The 18,043-nt window shown below is 68.8% G+C and carries 16 protein-coding genes; 8 read left to right on the top strand and 8 right to left on the bottom strand.

The genetic code is table 11. The annotated features are described in order from the left end of the window. Both ABD260_RS28040 and ABD260_RS28035 read left to right on the top strand, forming a co-directional pair. A partial coding sequence (locus ABD260_RS28040; RefSeq protein WP_344238119.1) for a hypothetical protein occupies nucleotides 1-183 on the top strand: 183 nt, incomplete at its 5' end. Next, entirely contained in the window at nucleotides 116-1,195 is a 1,080-nt protein-coding gene (locus ABD260_RS28035) for an NAD-dependent epimerase/dehydratase family protein (protein WP_344238117.1), read from the top strand. The genes ABD260_RS28040 and ABD260_RS28035, both read left to right, overlap by 68 nt. 346 nt (nucleotides 1,196-1,541) lie before the next feature. On the opposite strand, the gene ABD260_RS28030 is transcribed toward ABD260_RS28035, so the two are convergent. The 3 genes from ABD260_RS28030 to ABD260_RS28020 form a co-directional block, all read right to left on the bottom strand. Beyond that, nucleotides 1,542-2,945: a sensor histidine kinase gene (locus ABD260_RS28030; protein ID WP_344238115.1), complete on the bottom strand. Its 1,404-nt coding sequence runs from the start codon at nucleotides 2,943-2,945 to the stop codon at nucleotides 1,542-1,544. Further along, nucleotides 2,945-3,421, bottom strand: a complete 477-nt coding sequence (locus tag ABD260_RS28025; RefSeq protein WP_344238113.1) for a hypothetical protein — start codon at nucleotides 3,419-3,421, stop codon at nucleotides 2,945-2,947. Before ABD260_RS28025 ends, ABD260_RS28030 begins: the two co-directional genes overlap by 1 nt. Nucleotides 3,422-3,651: 230 nt before the next feature. After that, the gene (locus ABD260_RS28020; protein WP_344238111.1) at nucleotides 3,652-4,368 is read right to left on the bottom strand and encodes a response regulator transcription factor; all 717 of its coding nucleotides are present in this window, start codon (nucleotides 4,366-4,368) and stop codon (nucleotides 3,652-3,654) included. Between the two features lie 582 nt (nucleotides 4,369-4,950). Here ABD260_RS28020 and ABD260_RS28015 point away from each other — a divergent pair. The 4 genes from ABD260_RS28015 to ABD260_RS28000 are packed head-to-tail and all read left to right on the top strand — an operon-like array spanning nucleotide 4,951 to nucleotide 9,590. Next, the gene (locus ABD260_RS28015; RefSeq protein ID WP_344238109.1) at nucleotides 4,951-5,745 is read left to right on the top strand and encodes a glycosyltransferase family 2 protein; all 795 of its coding nucleotides are present in this window, start codon (nucleotides 4,951-4,953) and stop codon (nucleotides 5,743-5,745) included. Nucleotides 5,746-5,792: 47 nt separating this feature from the next. Next, on the top strand, nucleotides 5,793-6,998 hold the full coding sequence (locus tag ABD260_RS28010) for a DUF2064 domain-containing protein (protein ID WP_344238107.1): 1,206 nt from the start codon (nucleotides 5,793-5,795) through the stop codon (nucleotides 6,996-6,998). Continuing rightward, on the top strand, nucleotides 6,998-8,770 hold the full coding sequence (locus ABD260_RS28005; protein WP_486327069.1) for an MptA/MptB family glycosyltransferase: 1,773 nt from the start codon (nucleotides 6,998-7,000) through the stop codon (nucleotides 8,768-8,770). The genes ABD260_RS28010 and ABD260_RS28005 overlap by 1 nt, the downstream gene beginning before the upstream one ends. Next, nucleotides 8,712-9,590, top strand: coding sequence for an ATP-grasp domain-containing protein (locus ABD260_RS28000; RefSeq protein WP_344238103.1), 879 nt, complete (start codon nucleotides 8,712-8,714; stop codon nucleotides 9,588-9,590). Before ABD260_RS28005 ends, ABD260_RS28000 begins: the two co-directional genes overlap by 59 nt. 286 nt (nucleotides 9,591-9,876) lie before the next feature. Here the strand turns inward: ABD260_RS28000 and ABD260_RS27995 are convergent, their stop codons facing one another. The 5 genes from ABD260_RS27995 to ABD260_RS27975 form a co-directional block, all read right to left on the bottom strand. Then, nucleotides 9,877-10,137 (bottom strand): WhiB family transcriptional regulator, encoded by a 261-nt coding sequence (locus tag ABD260_RS27995; protein WP_344238101.1) that lies wholly within the window; start codon nucleotides 10,135-10,137, stop codon nucleotides 9,877-9,879. Nucleotides 10,138-10,192: 55 nt separating this feature from the next. Continuing rightward, complete coding sequence (locus ABD260_RS27990; protein ID WP_344238378.1) at nucleotides 10,193-11,656, bottom strand: glycosyltransferase family 87 protein; 1,464 nt, start codon at nucleotides 11,654-11,656, stop codon at nucleotides 10,193-10,195. A gap of 81 nt (nucleotides 11,657-11,737) precedes the next feature. Next, the gene (locus tag ABD260_RS27985) at nucleotides 11,738-14,284 is read right to left on the bottom strand and encodes a YfhO family protein (RefSeq protein ID WP_344238099.1); all 2,547 of its coding nucleotides are present in this window, start codon (nucleotides 14,282-14,284) and stop codon (nucleotides 11,738-11,740) included. Then, nucleotides 14,281-15,279, bottom strand: coding sequence for a glycosyltransferase (locus tag ABD260_RS27980; RefSeq protein ID WP_344238097.1), 999 nt, complete (start codon nucleotides 15,277-15,279; stop codon nucleotides 14,281-14,283). Before ABD260_RS27980 ends, ABD260_RS27985 begins: the two co-directional genes overlap by 4 nt. A gap of 158 nt (nucleotides 15,280-15,437) precedes the next feature. Further along, complete coding sequence (locus ABD260_RS27975) at nucleotides 15,438-15,929, bottom strand: MarR family winged helix-turn-helix transcriptional regulator (RefSeq protein WP_344238095.1); 492 nt, start codon at nucleotides 15,927-15,929, stop codon at nucleotides 15,438-15,440. 42 nt (nucleotides 15,930-15,971) lie between these two features. On the opposite strand from ABD260_RS27975, the gene ABD260_RS27970 reads away from it, so the two are divergent. Together ABD260_RS27970 and ABD260_RS27965 are read left to right on the top strand one after the other, a co-directional pair. After that, on the top strand, nucleotides 15,972-17,033 hold the full coding sequence (locus tag ABD260_RS27970) for an EamA family transporter (protein ID WP_344238093.1): 1,062 nt from the start codon (nucleotides 15,972-15,974) through the stop codon (nucleotides 17,031-17,033). Next, the gene (locus ABD260_RS27965; RefSeq protein WP_344238091.1) at nucleotides 16,942-17,985 is read left to right on the top strand and encodes a LacI family DNA-binding transcriptional regulator; all 1,044 of its coding nucleotides are present in this window, start codon (nucleotides 16,942-16,944) and stop codon (nucleotides 17,983-17,985) included. Before ABD260_RS27970 ends, ABD260_RS27965 begins: the two co-directional genes overlap by 92 nt. Nucleotides 17,986-18,043 lie beyond the last annotated feature (58 nt).

The following is an 18,043-nucleotide window of genomic DNA, read 5'->3' as shown; positions in this document are numbered from 1 at the left end:
CAGGAGCGGCGGGAGCAGGAGCGGCGGGAGCAGGAGCGGCGGGAGCAGGAGCGGCGGGAGCAGGAGCGGCGGGAGCGGGAGCGGGAGCGGGAGCGGGAGCGGGAGCGGGAGCGAAATGAGGGTATTGGTCACCGGGGGCGCGGGGTTCATCGGGCGGCGGGTGCATCAACAGCTCGTTGCTGAGGGCCACGATGTGGTGGTGCTCGACTCGTTCCGCCCTGATGTGCACGAACGGCGACCCGACTCCCGCCCTGGTCTGATTGTCGGCGATATCCGCGACGCCGGCACGGTAGCCGCCGCCGTCGAGCACATCGACACCGTCATCCACCTAGCGGCGAAGGTCGGTCTCGGCGTACACCTCGACGACATCGACGACTACGTCTCGTCGAACAGTCTCGGCACAGCCGTACTGCTCAAATCCCTCGGCGCAGTCCGTCGACTCGTATACGCCAGCTCGATGGTCGTGTACGGCGAAGGACGCTACGACTGCCCCGTACACGGCCAAGTCGCGCCAGGGCCCCGCCGTACCGAAGACCTCGACGCCGGCCGGTTCGAACCACCCTGCCCGCACTGCGACGCACCGCTCTCCCCCGGCCTGGTCACCGAGGACGCACGACTCGATCCGCGCAACACGTACGCCGCAACCAAACTCCACGGCGAGCACCTCGCCGCCGCCTGGGCCCGCGAAACCGGCGGCCGGGTGACCGCACTCCGCTTCCACAACGTGTACGGCCCCGGGATGCCGCGGAACACCCCGTACGCCGGAGTCGCATCCCTCTTCCGCTCGGCCCTCGACCGCGGCGAAGCACCACGCGTCTACGAGGACGGCCGTCAACGCCGGGACTTCATCCACGTCCACGACATCGCCACCGCCGTAACCGCCGCCGCCACCGCCCTCCCCGGCCAGCCACCCTTCACCACCTACAACGTAGGCACCGACACCATCCACACCATCGCCGACCTCGCCACAGGATTGTCAACAATCTACAACGGTCCACCCCCGGTGATCACCGGCCAATACCGCCTCGGCGACGTACGCCACATCACCGCCTCCTCAGCCCGCCTCCGCGCGGACCTCCCCTGGACCCCCGCCCACACCCTCACCACCGGCCTACGCGACCTGCTCACGGACGTCCCAGACAGCACACCGAGCGGATCTCAAGCCATCACAACCCAAGCGGGCCACAACCGCTGAGCGCCCCAGGTGCCGGTAACCGAGCGTTGTGATGGCGTGCAGATCCGCCCCTCGCGTACCGAAGGACGGGTAGTGGTGGTCACCTCCGCCGGATGCTGAGCGTGCAGCACCCGCTTTCGGCGGTCCTAGCCGGACCACTACCCGTTCTTCGGTACCAGTCAGCCGGTTAACAGCCGGGATGGCTTCACCACGCAAATGACCCGCCAGAGTTCGCCGCAGCCGCCCCTGTACACCTCACCGCCGCAGCCCAGCACCAAGCGCATCGACCGCCACACCACCGCGAGCACCGGAGGAGCGCAGCTGTGTCACCCCGCCTGTAGCGCGTGGTTCGACCCGTTGAGGTGGGTCACCCGGCCGGCAGGGCAACCTCGAACGTGCAGCCGGTGGGGGTGTTGGTGACGCCGATCGTGCCGTCATGGGACTCGACCACGCCACGCGCAATCGCCAACCCCAGCCCACCACCGGCCCCACGCCTGCCGCCCGCACCACCGCCGCCCCCACCACTACCGACACCGCTTACACCGCTGCCGCCTGCGCCGACACCGCTCGTGCCGGTGCCGCTTGCGCCGCTGCCGCTTACGCCGACACCGCTTGCCCCGGTGCCGCCTGTGCCGGTATCGCCTGTGCCGCTTGTGCCGGTGCCGCTTAGGCGGGCGCCGCCTGTGCCGCTTCCACCTGTGCTGGCAAGGCCTGTGCCTGCACCACCCGAGACCACAACGCCGGTGCTGCTGACGGGGGACGTTGGCTCCGGGGTGCGTTGAGCGTCACCGCGCCACCCCACGTCGAACACCCTCGGCAAGTCGGCAGCGGGAATCCCGCCGCACCCATCGCTGACCGCCAGCCGAACGCGGCCGTCCGCCCCCCGGTCCACGGTGACCGTCACCTCCCCGCCGGCCGCGGTATGGCGAATCGCGTTACCAACCAGGTTCGTGACGGCGCGAGTCAGCTCATCCGGATCGCCCTGAACCGCGAGCCGGTCCTCGCCGGACGGCGTCGCCACCGTCAGCCGCACGCCCTCCGCCCGCGCATGCTCGCCGTTCTCCCCCACGACATCCTCAGCCAGCTCCCGCAAACTCACCGCCGACCGTCGCCGTGGCGGCGGAGCCGTCGACAACCGCGACAGCTCGAACAGGTCATCGACCAACCCAGTCATCCGGTCAACAGTCGACCGCAGCTGCCGCAACGCCCCCGGAACATCGTCGATCACCCCGTCCTCGAGGCCCTCCGACACGGCCCGCAAACCAGCCAGCGGCGTACGCAGATCGTGTGACATAAACGCGACCAACTCCCGCCGGCTCGCCTCCAACGCACGTTCCCGGTCATGCGACGCGGCCAGCTTCTTCCGGGTCATCTCCAGCTCATCGGTCAGCTCGGCCAGCTCCGCGGGCACCGTCCCACCAGCACCCTCCAGCGGCTCGTACGAGGTGCCGAGCTGCCGCACTTGCCGCCCGACCGCCCGCGAACCAGCACTGATCCAATGCCCCAGCAGCACCGACATCGCCAGCCCGAGCAACGCCGCGAACGCCAGCGTCCACAGCACCACCCACGAGTCATGCGCCGAAATGAACATCGCCCGTACGCTCTGCAGCACCGCCGCCAGCGCGGCCACCAACGGCGCCAACGCGGCGACGATGATGGTGATCCGCAACGACCGCCCACGGAACCGCCACAACGCCGCCGCCCCACCCGCGGCCACCACCAACGTCCACAGCGTCGTCAGCGCCAGGATCGTGAACATGTCCTTGTTCATCAGCCGCCGTCATTCATCAACACGCCGCCGTCCATCACCCAGCCCGCACCCACCCGAGCACCGCCTCCCACCACCACACCGGCCTTCACCAGCGCTCCGTTCGCCAGCCCCCCGTTCACCGGCGCACCGTTCGCCAGCGCGTCAGCGTTCCTCAGAGCATCTGCATTCACGACGGTGCTGGGGTTCACCAGGGCACCGGCCTTCACCACGGCCTCGGCCTTCACCAAGGCACCGGCTTTCGCCAGCGCGGCAGCGTTCCTCGGACCGCCCGCATTCACGAACGTGTCGGCGTTCACCAGGGCACCCGCCTTCACCAGGGCAAGGCCTTTCGCCAGCGCCTCAGCGTTGCTCGGAGCGCCCGCATTCACGAGGGTGTTGGGGTTCACCACGGCACCGGCCTTCACCAGGGCACCGGCATTCGCCAACGCGGCAGCGTTCCTCGGGCCGTCCGCATTCACGAGGGTGTCTGCATTCATCAGGCACCGGCCCCGACCAGGGCACCGGCTTGCACCAGCGCGCCAGCGTTCGCGAGGGTGTCGGTGTTCACTGGAGCGTCAGCGTTCACCAGAGCCTCCGCGTACATGAGGGTGTCGGCTCCCCCCCAGGGCGCTGGCGTTCATCTGAGCGCCGGCTGTCCCCAGTGCGCCGGCGTTCGACAGAGCGCTGGCGTTCACCAGGGGGCGGGTGTTCGACGGGGTGTTGGTGTTCATGACGGGGTTGGCGTTTGCTTGGTGTCGGCGGCGAACAGGTAGCCGGTGCGTGGGACCGTGAGGACGAGTTTCGGGTCGGACGGGTCGCTTTCGATCTTTTCTCGTAGCCGCCGGACATGCACCGTGACGGTCGACGAGTCGCCGAAGTCCCAGCCCCAGACGCGGCGGAGCAGTTCGACCTTGGTGTACGCCTTGCCCGCGTGCGCCACCAGGTACGCGAGCAAATCGAACTCGCGATGCGTCAGCGACAACTCGTCGTCATTCAGGTACGCGCGCCGCGCCGCCGTGTCGACGATCACCGGCCCGGCGCTCAACTTGGTGGGCGTCAGATCGAGCCCGGCCAGCCGCTCCTCGCGCCGGACCATCGCCTGTACCCGCAACGTCAGCTCCCGCGGGCTGAACGGCTTGACCACGTAGTCGTCCGCGCCGACCTCCAGCCCGACCAGCCGATCCTCTTCCTCGCCACGCGCGGACAGCATGATCACGGCCGCGCCGTCATCGGCCGCGCGCATGCGGCGCAGTACGTCGAGACCGGAGAGTCCGGGCAGCATCACGTCCAGTACGACCACCGACGGCTTCCACTGCTGCCAGACCTCGACCGCGGACGCGCCATCGGCCACGACGCGGGCGTCGTACCCGGCCTTGGTCAGGTACGCCGAGACGACGTTGGACACGGTCGGGTCGTCATCGACGACGAGCACACGAGTAGCCACCTTCAGAGCGTAGATCGTCCGGCCGCCACCAGCCCGCACCACCACCACAACACCGCCCGCCGTAAGCAACCCGTAGCCCCACCACACCCCCACAAACCCCACCCGCCATACGCACCCCACAACGCCACCGCACCACCAGAACCCCCGGTGGCGTACGCGCCCACAACCGGACCGCACCACCAGAAACCCCGGCAGCCTACGCACTCCGCAGCCGCACCGCACCACTAGAAACCCCGGTGGCGTACGCGCCCCGCAGCCGCACCGCGCTGCTAGAAGCCCGAGTCGTTTACGCGCATACGACGTACGCGACCCGGAGCCCCGCCGCGCGCCACGAACCCCCGTTCATTTACATCGGAGCCCCCGCCGCCACCGCCACGAACCCCCGGGTTCGTTTACACCGGCGGCCCAAGCGACCCCGTAGTCGCGCCGCGCCTCCACGGACCCGCTTCGTACGCGGCGAACCGGGTAAGCGATCCCGTTGCCGCGCCGCCCCAAACCCCCGGGTCGTTTGTGCCGACGACGTAAGCGAGCCGTAGTCGTGGTGGGGCGCCGCGGGGGCTGGTTCGTTCGTACTGTCGAAGGGTGTCAGTCGATGTCGTGCTCCCGTGCCTGAACGAGGCCGCCGCCCTGCCCTGGATTCTCGAACGGCTCCCGGCGGGCGTTCGGGCTGTTGTCGTCGACAACGGTTCGACTGACGGGTCCGCGGAGGTTGCGGCCGGGCTCGGGGCGACTGTGGTGCGATGCGCGATCAAGGGGTACGGGGCCGCGTGCCATGCCGGACTGGAGGCGGCCGAGGCGGACGTGGTCGCGTTCATGGATGCGGACGCGTCGCTCGATCCCAGGCAGTTGGTGCGGGTGACTACGCCGGTCCTCGCGGGTCGCGCGGACCTGGTCGTCGGGAGGCGGCGCGCGGTGTCGTGGCGGGCCTGGCCGTGGCATCTGCGGTTGTCCAACGCAGAACTGTCCCGCCGGATCCGGCGCCGGACCGGCGTCGCACTGCACGATCTCGGGCCGATGCGCGCCGCACGTCGACAGGCGTTACTGGATCTCGCGCTCACGGATCGCCGGTCCGGGTATCCGCTGGAGACGGTGGTCCGCGCGGCCGACGCCGGTTGGCGGATCGCCGAGGTCGACGTCGACTATCTGCCGCGCTCGGGTCGTTCGAAGGTGACAGGTACGCCACTCGGCGCCGCGCGGGCCGTACTGGACATGTCGAAGGTCCTAGCCGTTCCGAAAACCCATGCCAGCCCGAACAAGCACACCGAGCCGACAACGCACGCCAGCCCAAAGGAACAAGCCGGGTCGAAGAAGCAAGCCGGGTCGAAGGGGCAAGCCGGGTCGGAGGAGCAGGGCGGGGTGGAGGTTTGGAGGCGGTGACGGGTGGGACGTTGATTGTGCTTGCGAAGGAGCCTGTTCCTGGGCGGGTGAAGACACGGTTGCAGAGTGAGTTCACCGCGGTGGAGGCGGCGGCGTTGGCGCGGGCTTCGCTGGTCGACACGTTGAGTACGGTGCGCAGGGCACCGGCGGCGCGGCGGGTTGTCGTACTGGAGGGTGATCCGGGGTCTTGGTTGCCGACTGGTTTCGAGGTGGTCGGGCAGCGGGGCGGCGGGCTGGATGAGCGGTTGGCCGGGGCGTTCGAGGATGTGTACGACGGTACGCCGATGTTGCTTGTCGGGATGGACACTCCGCAACTGCGGGCGGAGTTGCTCGGATTTCGCTGGGCCGGGTACGACGCGGTGCTGGGGTTGACCGAGGACGGTGGATATTGGTGCCTTGGGCTCCTGAAGCCGGATCGGCGGGCGTTGCTCGGCGTACCGATGTCGACCGATCACACCGGGCGGGATCAGTTACGGCGGTTGCTGGCGCTGGGGTTGCGGGTACGGATGTTGCCGACGTTGCGGGATATGGATACGCCGCGCGATGCCGCTTGGCTGGCGGCGGAGTTCCCGGGGTTGCGGGTGTCGCGGTTGCATCGGCGGTTGCAGCATGCGGCGCATCCGGGGGCGTTGTTCGAGCAGGCGCTGGGCGGTACGGCGCGGGTGGTTGCTACCGGCATCGATGGGCGCGCGGTGCCGTCGTTGTCGGAGCTGGATCGATGGAGCGCGCCGGCGGATGAGGTGGATCGGCTCGCGCTCAGTCGGTGCGAGGGGCCGGTACTGGATATCGGATGTGGTCCCGGGCGGATCGTCACCGCGCTGGCTGAGCGTGGGATTGCGGCGCTTGGGGTGGATGTGTCGCCGCGGGCGGTTTCGTTGACGACTTCTCGCGGGGCGGCGGCGCTGCATCGTCCCGTACAAGACCCGCTGCCCGGCGAGGGGCGATGGGGCAGTGTGTTGCTGATGGACGGGAACATCGGGATCGGTGGTGCGCCTGGCGTACTCCTGCGTCGGTGCGCCGAACTTGTCCGGCCGGACGGTCTCGTCCTCGTCGAGGTTGACCCGGACGACGAACTGGACGAAGCCGCGCCGATCGTCCTGCACAGCACCACCGGCCGCCGCTCCACTCCGTTGCCCTGGGCAAGAGTAGGCACGCACGCCCTGATCCGCCACGCCCACCACACCAACCTCCACCCCATCGAAGACTGGCGCACCCCGCACCGAGCCTTCCTGACCCTCCGCCGAACCAGCTGATGCAAACCCCACCCGAACCCCACCCACCACGCGACCCAACCCGTCGCCCGGTGCACCACACACCCCGCCGCTCGCTCACCCAACGCCCGCGTCACCTTGTGCACTGCACCACCCGCCGCTCGCTCACGCACCGCACAACCCGCCGCTCGCTCACCCAACGCCCGCGTCAGCTTGTGCGCAGCATCACCCGTCGCGTACCGACCGTCCGCTCGGTGCGCCGCCGCCTCCGCCAACTGACGCCAGGCACGACCTGCCGCCGTGCTGGTCAGCTTGTGCACGGCATCGCCCGTCGCGTGCCAACTCTCCACTCGGTGCGCCGCCGCCTCCGCCAACTGACGCGAAGCACAACCGCGCGCTCGTTGCGTTCCGGCCCTGGCAGCACCTCACCGAGCAGTCCGTGGGGTGGCGTACTGGCGGGTGCCACTGCACTTGTGATGGCTGCGGGGGTAGTTGTGGCTGCAGGCGCGCACTGGTGGGCAAACCTGGTGTTAGTGGTGGCGACGCTGATGGTTGCGGGCATGGTGTGGAAATTTGGGCGGGGATTGTCCGTGGGTGCGGTGATGATTGTGGCGGTGCTTTGCCAGGTACCTGGGCTGACCCAAGCACCTATCACCAGCACAGACGCCTACCGGTACGTCTGGGACGGACGAGTGCAGCTCTCCGGCCATTCCCCGTACGCACATGTCCCCCTCGACGACTCACTGGCGAAACTGCGCGACAACATCCTCTTCCCCGGCCTCTCCCCCACCCAGAAATCAGGCGTCACCGGCGTACCCAAAAACCCCGCCCAACTCCCCGTCGACGACCCGCGAACCAGAATCAACCGCCCAGGCGTCCCCACCATCTACCCACCAGTCGCCGAGGCGTACTTCACCGTGGTCGCGCTGGTCACGCCCTGGTCCGCCGGCACCCGAGGACTTCAAATAGCCGCCGCACTGATCGCGATCGCACTCGCCTGGCTACTCGCCGTGCAGAACCCGCGCTGGGCCGCCTTGTGGGGTTGGTCACCGATCGTTGCCATCGAGGCCGCCAACGCCGCCCACGTGGACGTCCTCGCCGCCCTCCTCATCTCCGCCGCCGTCATCACCACCGCCCACCGCCCGAAACTCGCCGCGATCCTGTTCGGCGCGGCCGGCAGCGTCAAGCTGCTCCCACTGCTACTGCTCCCTGCCTTCCGCCACCGAAGGCCAATAGTTGCCCTAAGCACCTTCATCGCGACTTACCTCCCCCATATCCTTGCCGTCGGCATCCTTGTGCTCGGCTTCCTGCCCGGCTACCTCGACCAGGAAGGGTTCCAGGACGGCAGCTCAAGATCCGCGATTCTCGCGCTCCTGTTACCTCCTGAGGCCCGCCAGCTGACCGCCGCCGTACTCGCGATCGCCCTCGCCGCCCTCGCCTTCCACCGCACCCGCCGCGACCCGATCGCACTCACCTGCTGCTGGCTCTACGGGGCCGCGCTGCTGATCGCCACCCCGACCTACCCCTGGTACGGCCTCCCGCTGATCGCCCTGGCCGCGCTCGCCCACCGCCCCGAATGGCTCGCCGTCCCACTCGCCGCCTACCTCGCGTACGCGAGCTTCGGCCACCCCACCCGCCAGGGCCTGATCCACCTCGCCGCCCTCGCGATTGTCGTGATCGCGATCACGCTCCGTCGCCGGATTGTTGCCAAATCAGGTTTGACCACACCGCCATCGGCAACGAACACTGGCGAGCGTGACACAACGCATCGCCATCGCGACCTCGGCCGGGTTCGCCGAGCTGCATCCGGATGAACGCCCGCTCCTCGACGCCCTGCGCGCCGCCGGACTCGACCCGGTCGTCGAGGTCTGGACCGACCCGTCGGTCAGCTGGTCGGCGTACGACGCGGTGCTGCTGCGTACGGTCTGGGATTACTTCCTGCGCTACGACGAGTTCACCGAATGGCTCGCGCTCCTGGACAAGTCCGGCGTACTGGTGCTGAACGACACGAAGCAGGTGCGCTGGAACAGCGACAAGCAGTACTTGCTGGAGTTGCGTGAGCAAGGTGTGGCGATTGTTCCGTCCCAGGTCGCGGCGGGTGCTTGCCTGCGTGAGGTCGTGGCCGGGCTGACCGGTCAGGAGATCGTGATCAAGCCGACCGTCAGCGGCAACGCGCTGCACACCGTACGCGGCCTCGCCGGTTCGCCGGAGCTCGACCAGGCGCTCGCCGAGCTGCCCGACCTGGTGTACCTCGTGCAGCCGTTCCTGCCGGAGATCCAGTCCGCGGGCGAGTGGTCGCTGCTGTTCTTCGACGGCGAGTTCAGCCACGCGGTGGTGAAGCGCCCGGCGGCCGGCGACTACCGGGTCCAGGAGACGTACGGCGGCCAGGTCGTACCCACCGACCCGCCCGCCGACGTACTGGCAACTGCCCAAGCCGCACTGTCCGCAGCCGGCCCGACCCCGCTGTACGCCCGGGTCGACGGCGTCGTCGTCAACGGCCGCTTCCTGCTGATGGAAATCGACCTCATCGAGCCGTACCTGTTCCTCCCCCAATCCCCCACCGCCGCCACCCACCTCGCCACCGCCCTAACCACCCGCCTCCACCCCACCCCCACCGCCACCAAAACCGTCTGAGGGGCCAGCCCCTCAGCTGGTGGCTTCGCCCACCCGCATACCAGGGGCCAAGGAACCATCTCAGGGGCCAACCCCTCAGCTGGTGGGTTCGCCCACCTGCATGCCAGGGGTCAAGGAACCATCTCAGGGGCCAACCCCTCAGCTGGTGGCTTTGCCCACCTGCATGCCAGGGGTCAAGGAACCATCTGAGGGGTTGACCCCTGAGACGGCGGCCCACGTCAGGGGTTGACCCCTCAGACGGTGGGGCACCAGGGCGGGGGTTGACCCCTGAGGTGGGGTGGAAGGGTTAGCTGGCGGCGGAGTTGGGGTGGCCTCGGCGGCGGCCGTGGAGGAGGGTTTCGCCGGCGGCGGTGCCGGTGTACTTGGTGCGGCGGGCCCAGTCGCGGCATTCGGCCAGGACCGGGCAGGTGCGCAGGCAGAGATCCCGCGCCTTCCGCTGTTCCCAGCGGGGCGCGGTCTCGTCGTACGAAGGCGCCTGGCCGATGCACGCGGCCCGGCTCATCCAGCGGTCGGCGGGGTCCACGATCACGGTCAGCGTCGGCCTCATGACACCGACGGTAGATCGCCCGCGACCGCCCGCGATCTTTGTCTCGAAATATGATCTAGTTAGTAGACATTGCCGACGCCGTGGCAAGTCTGCCCCGCCGCCTTGGGTGGACGCCGTCCGACGGATCGTCGACCAGGTCGCCCTGCCGGACCGGATCGTTCTCCGGCAGCAGGATGTCGCGCGCGACCACCAGCATCAGCCACAGCGTGCCGGCCATCCGCAGAATCACCGACAGCCAGTAGATCCGGTCCGGTACGTCCGGGTTGCCGGGCGCCAGGAATTGGGCGAGATGCATCCAGACCAGCATCCAGTAGAAGCACTCGCACGCCTGCCAGATCAGCCAATCGCGCAACCGCGGCCGGGCCAGCGCGACCAACGGCAGCAACCACAGCACGTACTGCGGTGAGTACACCTTGTTGATCAGAAGGAACGCCGCCACCACCAGGAACGCGAGCTGCGCGAACCGGGGTGGCCGAGGCGCCATCAGGCCGAGGATCGCGATCGACAGGCAGAGCCCCGCGAAGATCACGATGTTCAGCTGGTTGACGTCCGCGACCTCGTGCTTGGCGAGCTTCAGGACGTACCAGATCGAGCCGTAATCGCTCTCCCGCTCGTCGTTGAACTGCCAGAACGACAGCCACTCGTTCTTCGCCAGCAGGTAGATCGGCGCGTTCACGAACGCCCACGCGACTGCCGTCGAGACCAGCGCCTGGAACCACGGCCACAACTTCCGGCCGCGGATGCAGACGATCAGCAGCGGCCCGAGCAGCAGGAACGGATAGAACTTCGCCGCCGTCCCCAGCCCGAGGAGGATGCCGAACCACACCGGTTTCCCGCGCGACCAGGCGAACATCGCCCCGGCGGTGAGCGCGACCGCGAACAAGTCCCAGTTGATCGTCGAGGTGAGCGTGAGCGCCGGCGCGGCTGCCACGTACAGCGCGTCCAGCGGCTGCCCACGGGCCGCGCCCGGTTTGCGCGCGACGCCACGCGCCGTCGCCACCGTCAACCCGACGATGACCAGCGCGCAGAGGAACAGCAGCACGGTGTTGACCAGGAAGAACACCCCGGCCGTGTCGCGCTTCTGCTCGACCGTCACGTCCTTCTTCGGGTCGCCGGTGATCACCCAGGTGATCTGCGCGGCGACCTCCATGAACCCGCCGGTCAGCACCGGGTACTCGAGTACTGGGTAGTTGCCGGTGTCCAGGAACGGCCGATTGCCCTCGGCGAAACCGCGCTCCTGGTACAGGAACCCGATGTCGGAGTAACACAGCGCCTTGAACGGCCGCCAGCTCTGCCGGTCCCAGCCGGCTTCCATGCACGGAGCCTTCTGCAGTACGCCGAGACCGAACGTGATCGTGCAGACCGCGAGCGCGATCCGCAGCGGCGTCCACCACGACGAGCTGAGCCGGGCGAACCGCCCGGACGGCCCGCCGAGCCCGACAGTCAGCCCGGCCACGGCCGGATCGGCCGCTGACGGAGTCCGCGTGAGCTCGCGCTGTGGTCCGGTCACGGTGGGCATCATCTCCTATCGGCGCACCTGGCGACAGCCCGGGTCTGGTCGGCCGACCCGGTCTGCGCGAGGTTACCCACCACCACCCGGTCAGTCCGGCAGGACTCGCTCCGAGGCGTGCCGTCTCCGGATGTACAGCAGACCACCCGCCAGCAGGGCGAGCCCGAGCAAGGACGCAGCGCCAAGGAGCAGGCCCAAGCGGGCGCCGGGTGGGCGGTAGCTGCAGGAGACCTTCGACGAGTCGGCCGAAACCGGGATCGCCAGCAGCCCGGCCCGGTTGCCGGGCTCGCGGGCGGCAGCGCCGTCGACCGAACACCGCCAGCCCTCGATCCGGATCACGCCGGCAACGACCGAACCGGCCGTACCGGGGTTGAGGCGGATGTCGATACTGTGCCCGCCGACCTTCACCTCGGCCGGCTTGCCGAGCTGCTGCACCGCGGCGGTCAGCTTGTCGCGATGCAGGCAGCCGACGGCGGAGGACGGCAGCCGCGTACGCGCCGGGACCCGCAGGTCGACCTTCACGGCACCGTCCGCACCGACTGTCCCGACGCGGATCATCGGCGCGCCGCTGTAGATGCCCGGACTCTTCGACACCGGCCGCAGGATCGGCGCCCAACCCAGCCCAGCGACGGCGACCTCACCGACGGTCGTCGGCGCCGCCAGCCAGACCTCCGAGCCAGGCGCGCACTGCCCGGTCAACCGGGTCTGGATCGGCACCTTCGCACCCGCCACCGGGGCGATGGTGATCGCGCCGTTCCGGTCGGAAACGGTGGCGTTCGGACTCGGCGCCGCCCGCAGCTTCGGGATCGTGTAGACATCCGCGCCGAGCGCGGTTTCCTGAACGCCGAACGGGCCGGGGTCCCGCGACGACCAGGCCTTGGCCGGGCGTACGGTGACCAGCGGCGCGCTGTCGTACTTCTCCAGCCGCGGCGCCCCGGTCGCCGGATCGCTGACCACCCGCGCGCCGATCGCGAAGATCGCGTCGACCACCGGGTTCCGCGGATCGACCGTCGCCCGGCCGTACGAGCTGTACCCGAAGCCGAGACTCAGCAACTGGGCCGAGACCGTGTCCGGGATCGTGCTCGAGTAGTACTGCGGGCCTTGTCCGCCGATCAGCATCGGGTCGTTGACCGTCAGCGCGGCGCCGGGCGCGGTTCGATGGTTCGGCCAATCATCCGCGGCCTGCACCAGCGAACGGATCGCGGCGTGCGTGTCGCCCCACGGCGCACTCGCGCTGAGGATCTTGCTGCGCTTCGCGTCGATCGCGGCCGACGACAGCGTCACCTCGACCAGCACCGCACCGACCAGCAGCGCGGCCGCAGCACGGCGGAGGCCGACCGGAAGCGGTCGCCGGAAGATCAGCCACACGATCAAAGCGCCGACGGCCAGCAGCGGTACGACTCGGTGCGTGGTCGTGGTGATGGTACGGACGTTCCACGTCAGCACGTACAGAAGCCCGACGAGTACGAGCGGAGCCGTCACCACCAGGAGGCCCCGTACGCCGGACGCGACCGACATCCAGCCGACGATCACCAGCATCCCCGCGATCACGAACGCCTGCCGGAACGGGCTGCCGTTCGGGGTGTCGAAACCGTGCCACACCTCATGCGTGATCCGGACCTGCATGCTGCCCACGGTGAGCAGCACGACCACGGTCCAGACGATCCGCTCCCGGGCCGCGATCGCCCGGTTGAACGGGAAACTGATTGCCAGCAGCAACATCAACGTACCGACCGCAAGGCCCGGGGTGGACCCGACGCCCTCGCTGCCGGGCAGCAACCGGGAGAGGAAAAGGAGCGTGTCGATCGGCTTGAACGCGACATCCGGACTCGGCCGGGCCGCGCTGACCGAGTCGAACGTCGGCAACAGCAACGGTGCCGCCAGCCCGATCCCCAGCCCGACCGCGAGCATGCAGCGCACCGCGCCGGTGAGCCGCTCACGCCAGGACACGGCCGCGTCGTCCGCGAGGATGCGCGCGATGACGACGATCGCGGCGCCGATGGTCGCCATGTACACGGTATAGAAATGCGACGTCCACAGCAGTGCGATCACGAACGGCGTCACCAGCAGCGACCGCATCGACCGGCGGCGCAGAATCCACTCGCACAACAGGCAGATCACCGGGAACGCGACCATCCCGTTCAGCCACACACTCATGTACGCGCCGTCGTCGATCGCCCAAGCACACGCACCGTACGAGACGCCGCCGATCACCGCGAGCCAGAACGGTCCGGCCGGGCGCAACCACCGCAAGTACGTCGCCATCGCACCGGCGGCCAGACCGATCGCCGCGACATCGACCAGGAAGAGCGCGAGGTCCACCTGGTCGCGCGGAAGGATCAGCACGATCCAGGACAGTGTCGATCCGACGTACGCCATCGAGTCGCCGAGGAACGGGACGCCGAAACCACTCGACCAGTTGAAGATCAGGTCGCCGGGCGCCTGACCGGTGAGGATGTCGCGCAGATGCGCGTACATCGGGACGAACTGCTGGCCGAGGTCGTTGGTGCTCCGCGGCCGGTCGCCGAAGGGATAGGTGCCGCGGATGATTCCGCTGACGACGAAGGTCAGGGCCGCCGCCACGGCGGCCGGGACGGACACGTGCAGTCGCCGGCCGGCGGCGAGTCGGCGGATCACTCCGTCGGCCGGCTCGGCTCGGACGCCAGCGCGAGGGCCGGTGATTGCAGGAGCTGGGAAGGCGCGGGATGTCTGAGGTAACTCAGTCGCGCCGCCTCCTGCCGGGCGCGGCCGACCACGTCGAGCAGGTAGCCGAGCACCAGCATCAAGATCCCGACCAGGCCGATCGAGGACGCCAGCACGGCCGTCGGGAATCGCGGCACCAGGCCGGTCTGCAGGTACTCGACGACGATCGGCACGCCGAGCGCCAGCGCGATCACGCCGAAGAGAGCGGCCAGCACACCGTGGTACAAGGTCGGTTTCTCGACCCGGGCCAGGTGCAGGATCCAGCGCAGAATCCGCGAACCGTCGCGATAGGTGCGCAGTTTGCTCTCGCCGCCGGCCGGACGTTCCTTGTACCCGACCTCGACCTCCGCGACCGGGATCCGCAAGTGCAGTGAATGAATGGTCAGCTCCGTCTCGATCTCGAATTCGCGCGACAAAGCTGGAAAAGATTTCACGTATCGCCGGGAGAATGCGCGATACCCGCTCAGCATGTCGGTGATCTCGCGGCCGAACAGCGCGCCGACCGCGCCGGTCAGCATCCGGTTCCCGAAGGTGTGCCCGGGCCGGTACGCGGCCTCGTTCGAATGCCTGCGGACACCGACCACATGGTCGTACGGCCCCTTGAGCAAGGCCTCGACCAGATCCGCCGCGCGCGCCGCCTCGTACGTATCATCGCCGTCGATCAGCAAATACACGTCGGCCTCGACGTCCGCGAACGCGCGCCGGACAACGTTGCCTTTGCCCTTCTGGGCAACGTGCCGCACCACCGCGCCGGCCGCGGTGGCGATCGCCGCGGTGTCGTCGGTCGAGTTGTTGTCGTACACGTAGATCATTGCTGTCGGCAAGGATTCGCGCAGCTCGCGGACCACCTTCCCGACCGCAGCGGCCTCGTTGTAACACGGCACGATCACCGCGATGTCAGTACCGGGGAACTTCCCCACCATGCTCATAGCCCCTCCGCCGCCGTCCACGAACCGACCAGAAAACTCCCCTGTACTGTCTAGATGTTTCAGGAGGTTGGAATGTTGCATGGGGCGACGAGAATTCTCAGCCGGACGTTGATTTCTTACCGATTCTCAGCTCGCAGTGAGGGCCCAGGCACGCGCGGTCAGGATTCGAGCCGGCCCAGCCAGGCTGTCAGCAACCGCTCCAGTTGCGCCCGCTCATCCGGAGTCAGGACTTCGAGAAGCCTTTGTTCATTGGCCATGTGGGCCGTGAACGCCTTGTCGAACAACCGGCGCCCGGCCGGCGTCAACCGGACCACGCGCCCCCGGCCGTCGGCATCACTGCGGCGCCGGCGGACCAGCCCGGCTTCCTCCAGCCGATCGACCCGCTTGCTGATCGCACCGGTGGTGACCATCGTGTGCAGTGCGAGCTCGCCCGGCGCATGCTCGTACGGCGATCCGGCGCGGCGCAACGCGGCGAGTACGTCGAACTCGCCTTCGGACAGGCCGAACTTCTCGTACAGCAGCGTCAACTCACCGGTCAATTGGTTCGCGATCCGATGCAACCGGCCGATCACGCCCTGCGGGCTGGTGTCGACGTCCGGGCGCTCGATCCGCCACTGGGCCTGAATCCTGGCGACATGGTCCTCGGTCACACCGGCCAGCTTATATCTTCCCGGGAAGATACAATGTCTTCCATGGAAAATACTGTCCGGTGGAGCCTGGTCACCGCGATCGCGCCGATCGCCTGGGGCACCAACTACTTCGTCACCCACGAGTACCTGCCGGCCGGACATCCTCTGTACGGGGCCGTCTTCCGCGCACTGCCCGCGGGTCTGCTGCTGCTCGCGCTGGCGCGGCGGCTCCCGCACGGGGTCTGGTGGTGGCGGTCGTTGCTGCTGGGCGTCTGCAACATGGGCGCGTTCTTCGCGCTGATCTACGTCGCGTCCCAGCTGCTCCCGGTCAGCCTGGCCGCGACGATCATGTCCGCGTCGCCGTTCACGCTCGCCCTGTTCGCTTGGGGCCTGCTCGGCGAACGACCGGCCGCGCTCGTCCTCACCGGCGCGACCGCCGGGATCGCCGGCGTCGTACTGTTGCTCGGCGCTGGATCGGTCGCCGTCGACTTCCGCGGCGTGGCGGCGTCGGTCGCCGCGCTGGTGATGTCGTCCGGCGGCTACGTGCTGGCCAAGAAGTGGGGCCGGGCGGACGCGGGTCCACTCGCGACGACCGCGTGGCAACTGGTCGCGGGCGGTCTGGTCCTGATCCCGTTCGCGATCGCCATCGAGGGCAGTCCACCCCGGCTGGACGGTCCCGCGATCGCCGGTTTCGCGTACGTAGGCCTGGTCGCGACCGCACTTGCCTTTACCGCCTGGTTCACCGGCCTCCGCAAACTCCCCGCCGCCACCGTCGGCCTGATCGGCCTGCTCAACCCGGTCACGGGCGTACTCCTCGGCGTCCTGCTCTCCGGCGACAAGCTGACCGGCCGCCAGCTCCTCGGCCTCACCCTGGTCCTCCTCGGCATCGCCTGCAGCCAGCTTCGGTTCGGCGTACCCGGTCGCGCCGGCGGGTCGAAGCGCTTCGATTGGGGTAGAACTGACTCAGTCAGGCCTGATGCTGCGTCGATCAGCAGTGATGCTGCGTCGATCAGCAGTGATGAAGGAGAGCACGATGGTCACGATCGCGGACGTCGCGCGGCACGCCGGAGTGGCGACCAGCACGGTGTCCTACGTGCTCAGCGGGAAGCGGACGATCTCTCCTGACACCCGGGACCGGGTCCAGCGCAGTGTCCGCGCGCTCGGCTACCGGCCGAACGCGAGTGCCCGCGCGCTGGCCAGTCAGCGGTCCAACGTGCTCGCGCTGGTGATACCGCTGCGGACCGGGATGCACGTGCCGGTGATGATGCAGTTCGCCACCGCGGTCGTGACCACCGCGCGGCGGTTCGACCACGACGTCCTGCTGCTGACCGCGGACGAGGGACCGGAAGGGCTGCGGCGGGTCGCGCAGAGCTCGCTGGTGGACGCGTTCGTGGTGATGGATGTCGAGCTGAACGACGAGCGGGTCCCGGTGCTGCGCGATCTGCCGCTGCCGTCGGTGCTGATCGGGTACCCGGCGGAGGCGGCCGGGCTGACCTGTATCGACCTCGACTTCGTTGCCGCCGGCGCCCTCTGCGTCGACCATCTGGCCGACCTCGGGCATGACTCGCTGGCCCTGCTCGGCACGCCGTCGGCCGTGTACGAGCGGCAGACCGGCTTCGCGCAACGGACCTTGACCGGCTTCACCGAGGCGGCCGCGCGGCGCGGTGTGCTCGGGGTGGAGACGCCGTGCGAGCACACCTTCGACGCGGTGCTCCAGACGGTCCAGCAGCTCCTGCACGACCATCCCGGGATCACCGGCCTGGTCGTTCAGAACGAGCCGATCATCGGCCCACTGCTCGATGTCCTGCGCCGCCTGGGGCGCCGGGTTCCGGAGGACATGTCGGTGCTGGCGATCTCCGCCGACGACGTCGCCGAACGCCAGGTCCCGCAGCTGTCCTCCGTCACCATCCCGGCCGAAGAGATCGGCGAGCAGGCAGTACTGTCCCTGATCGCCAAACTGGAGGGCAGCCCCGTCCCCGAGCTCACGCTCGTACCCCCAACCCTCACCCCCCGCGCCAGCTCCACCGCCCACAACCCGCAACCCACCAACCACCCCAAACCGGTTCGGGGCGACTAACCACCGGCGGGTTCAGGGGGTGATTGCAACACCTGTCGGTTGAAGGGGTGTTGTGATG

It is taken from the genome of Kribbella hippodromi, from assembly GCF_039531045.1.
GTDB classification, from domain to species: domain Bacteria; phylum Actinomycetota; class Actinomycetes; order Propionibacteriales; family Kribbellaceae; genus Kribbella; species Kribbella hippodromi.
The sequence above is the reverse complement of the archived record's forward strand: the minus strand, read 5'-3'. Positions and strand labels throughout refer to the sequence as shown.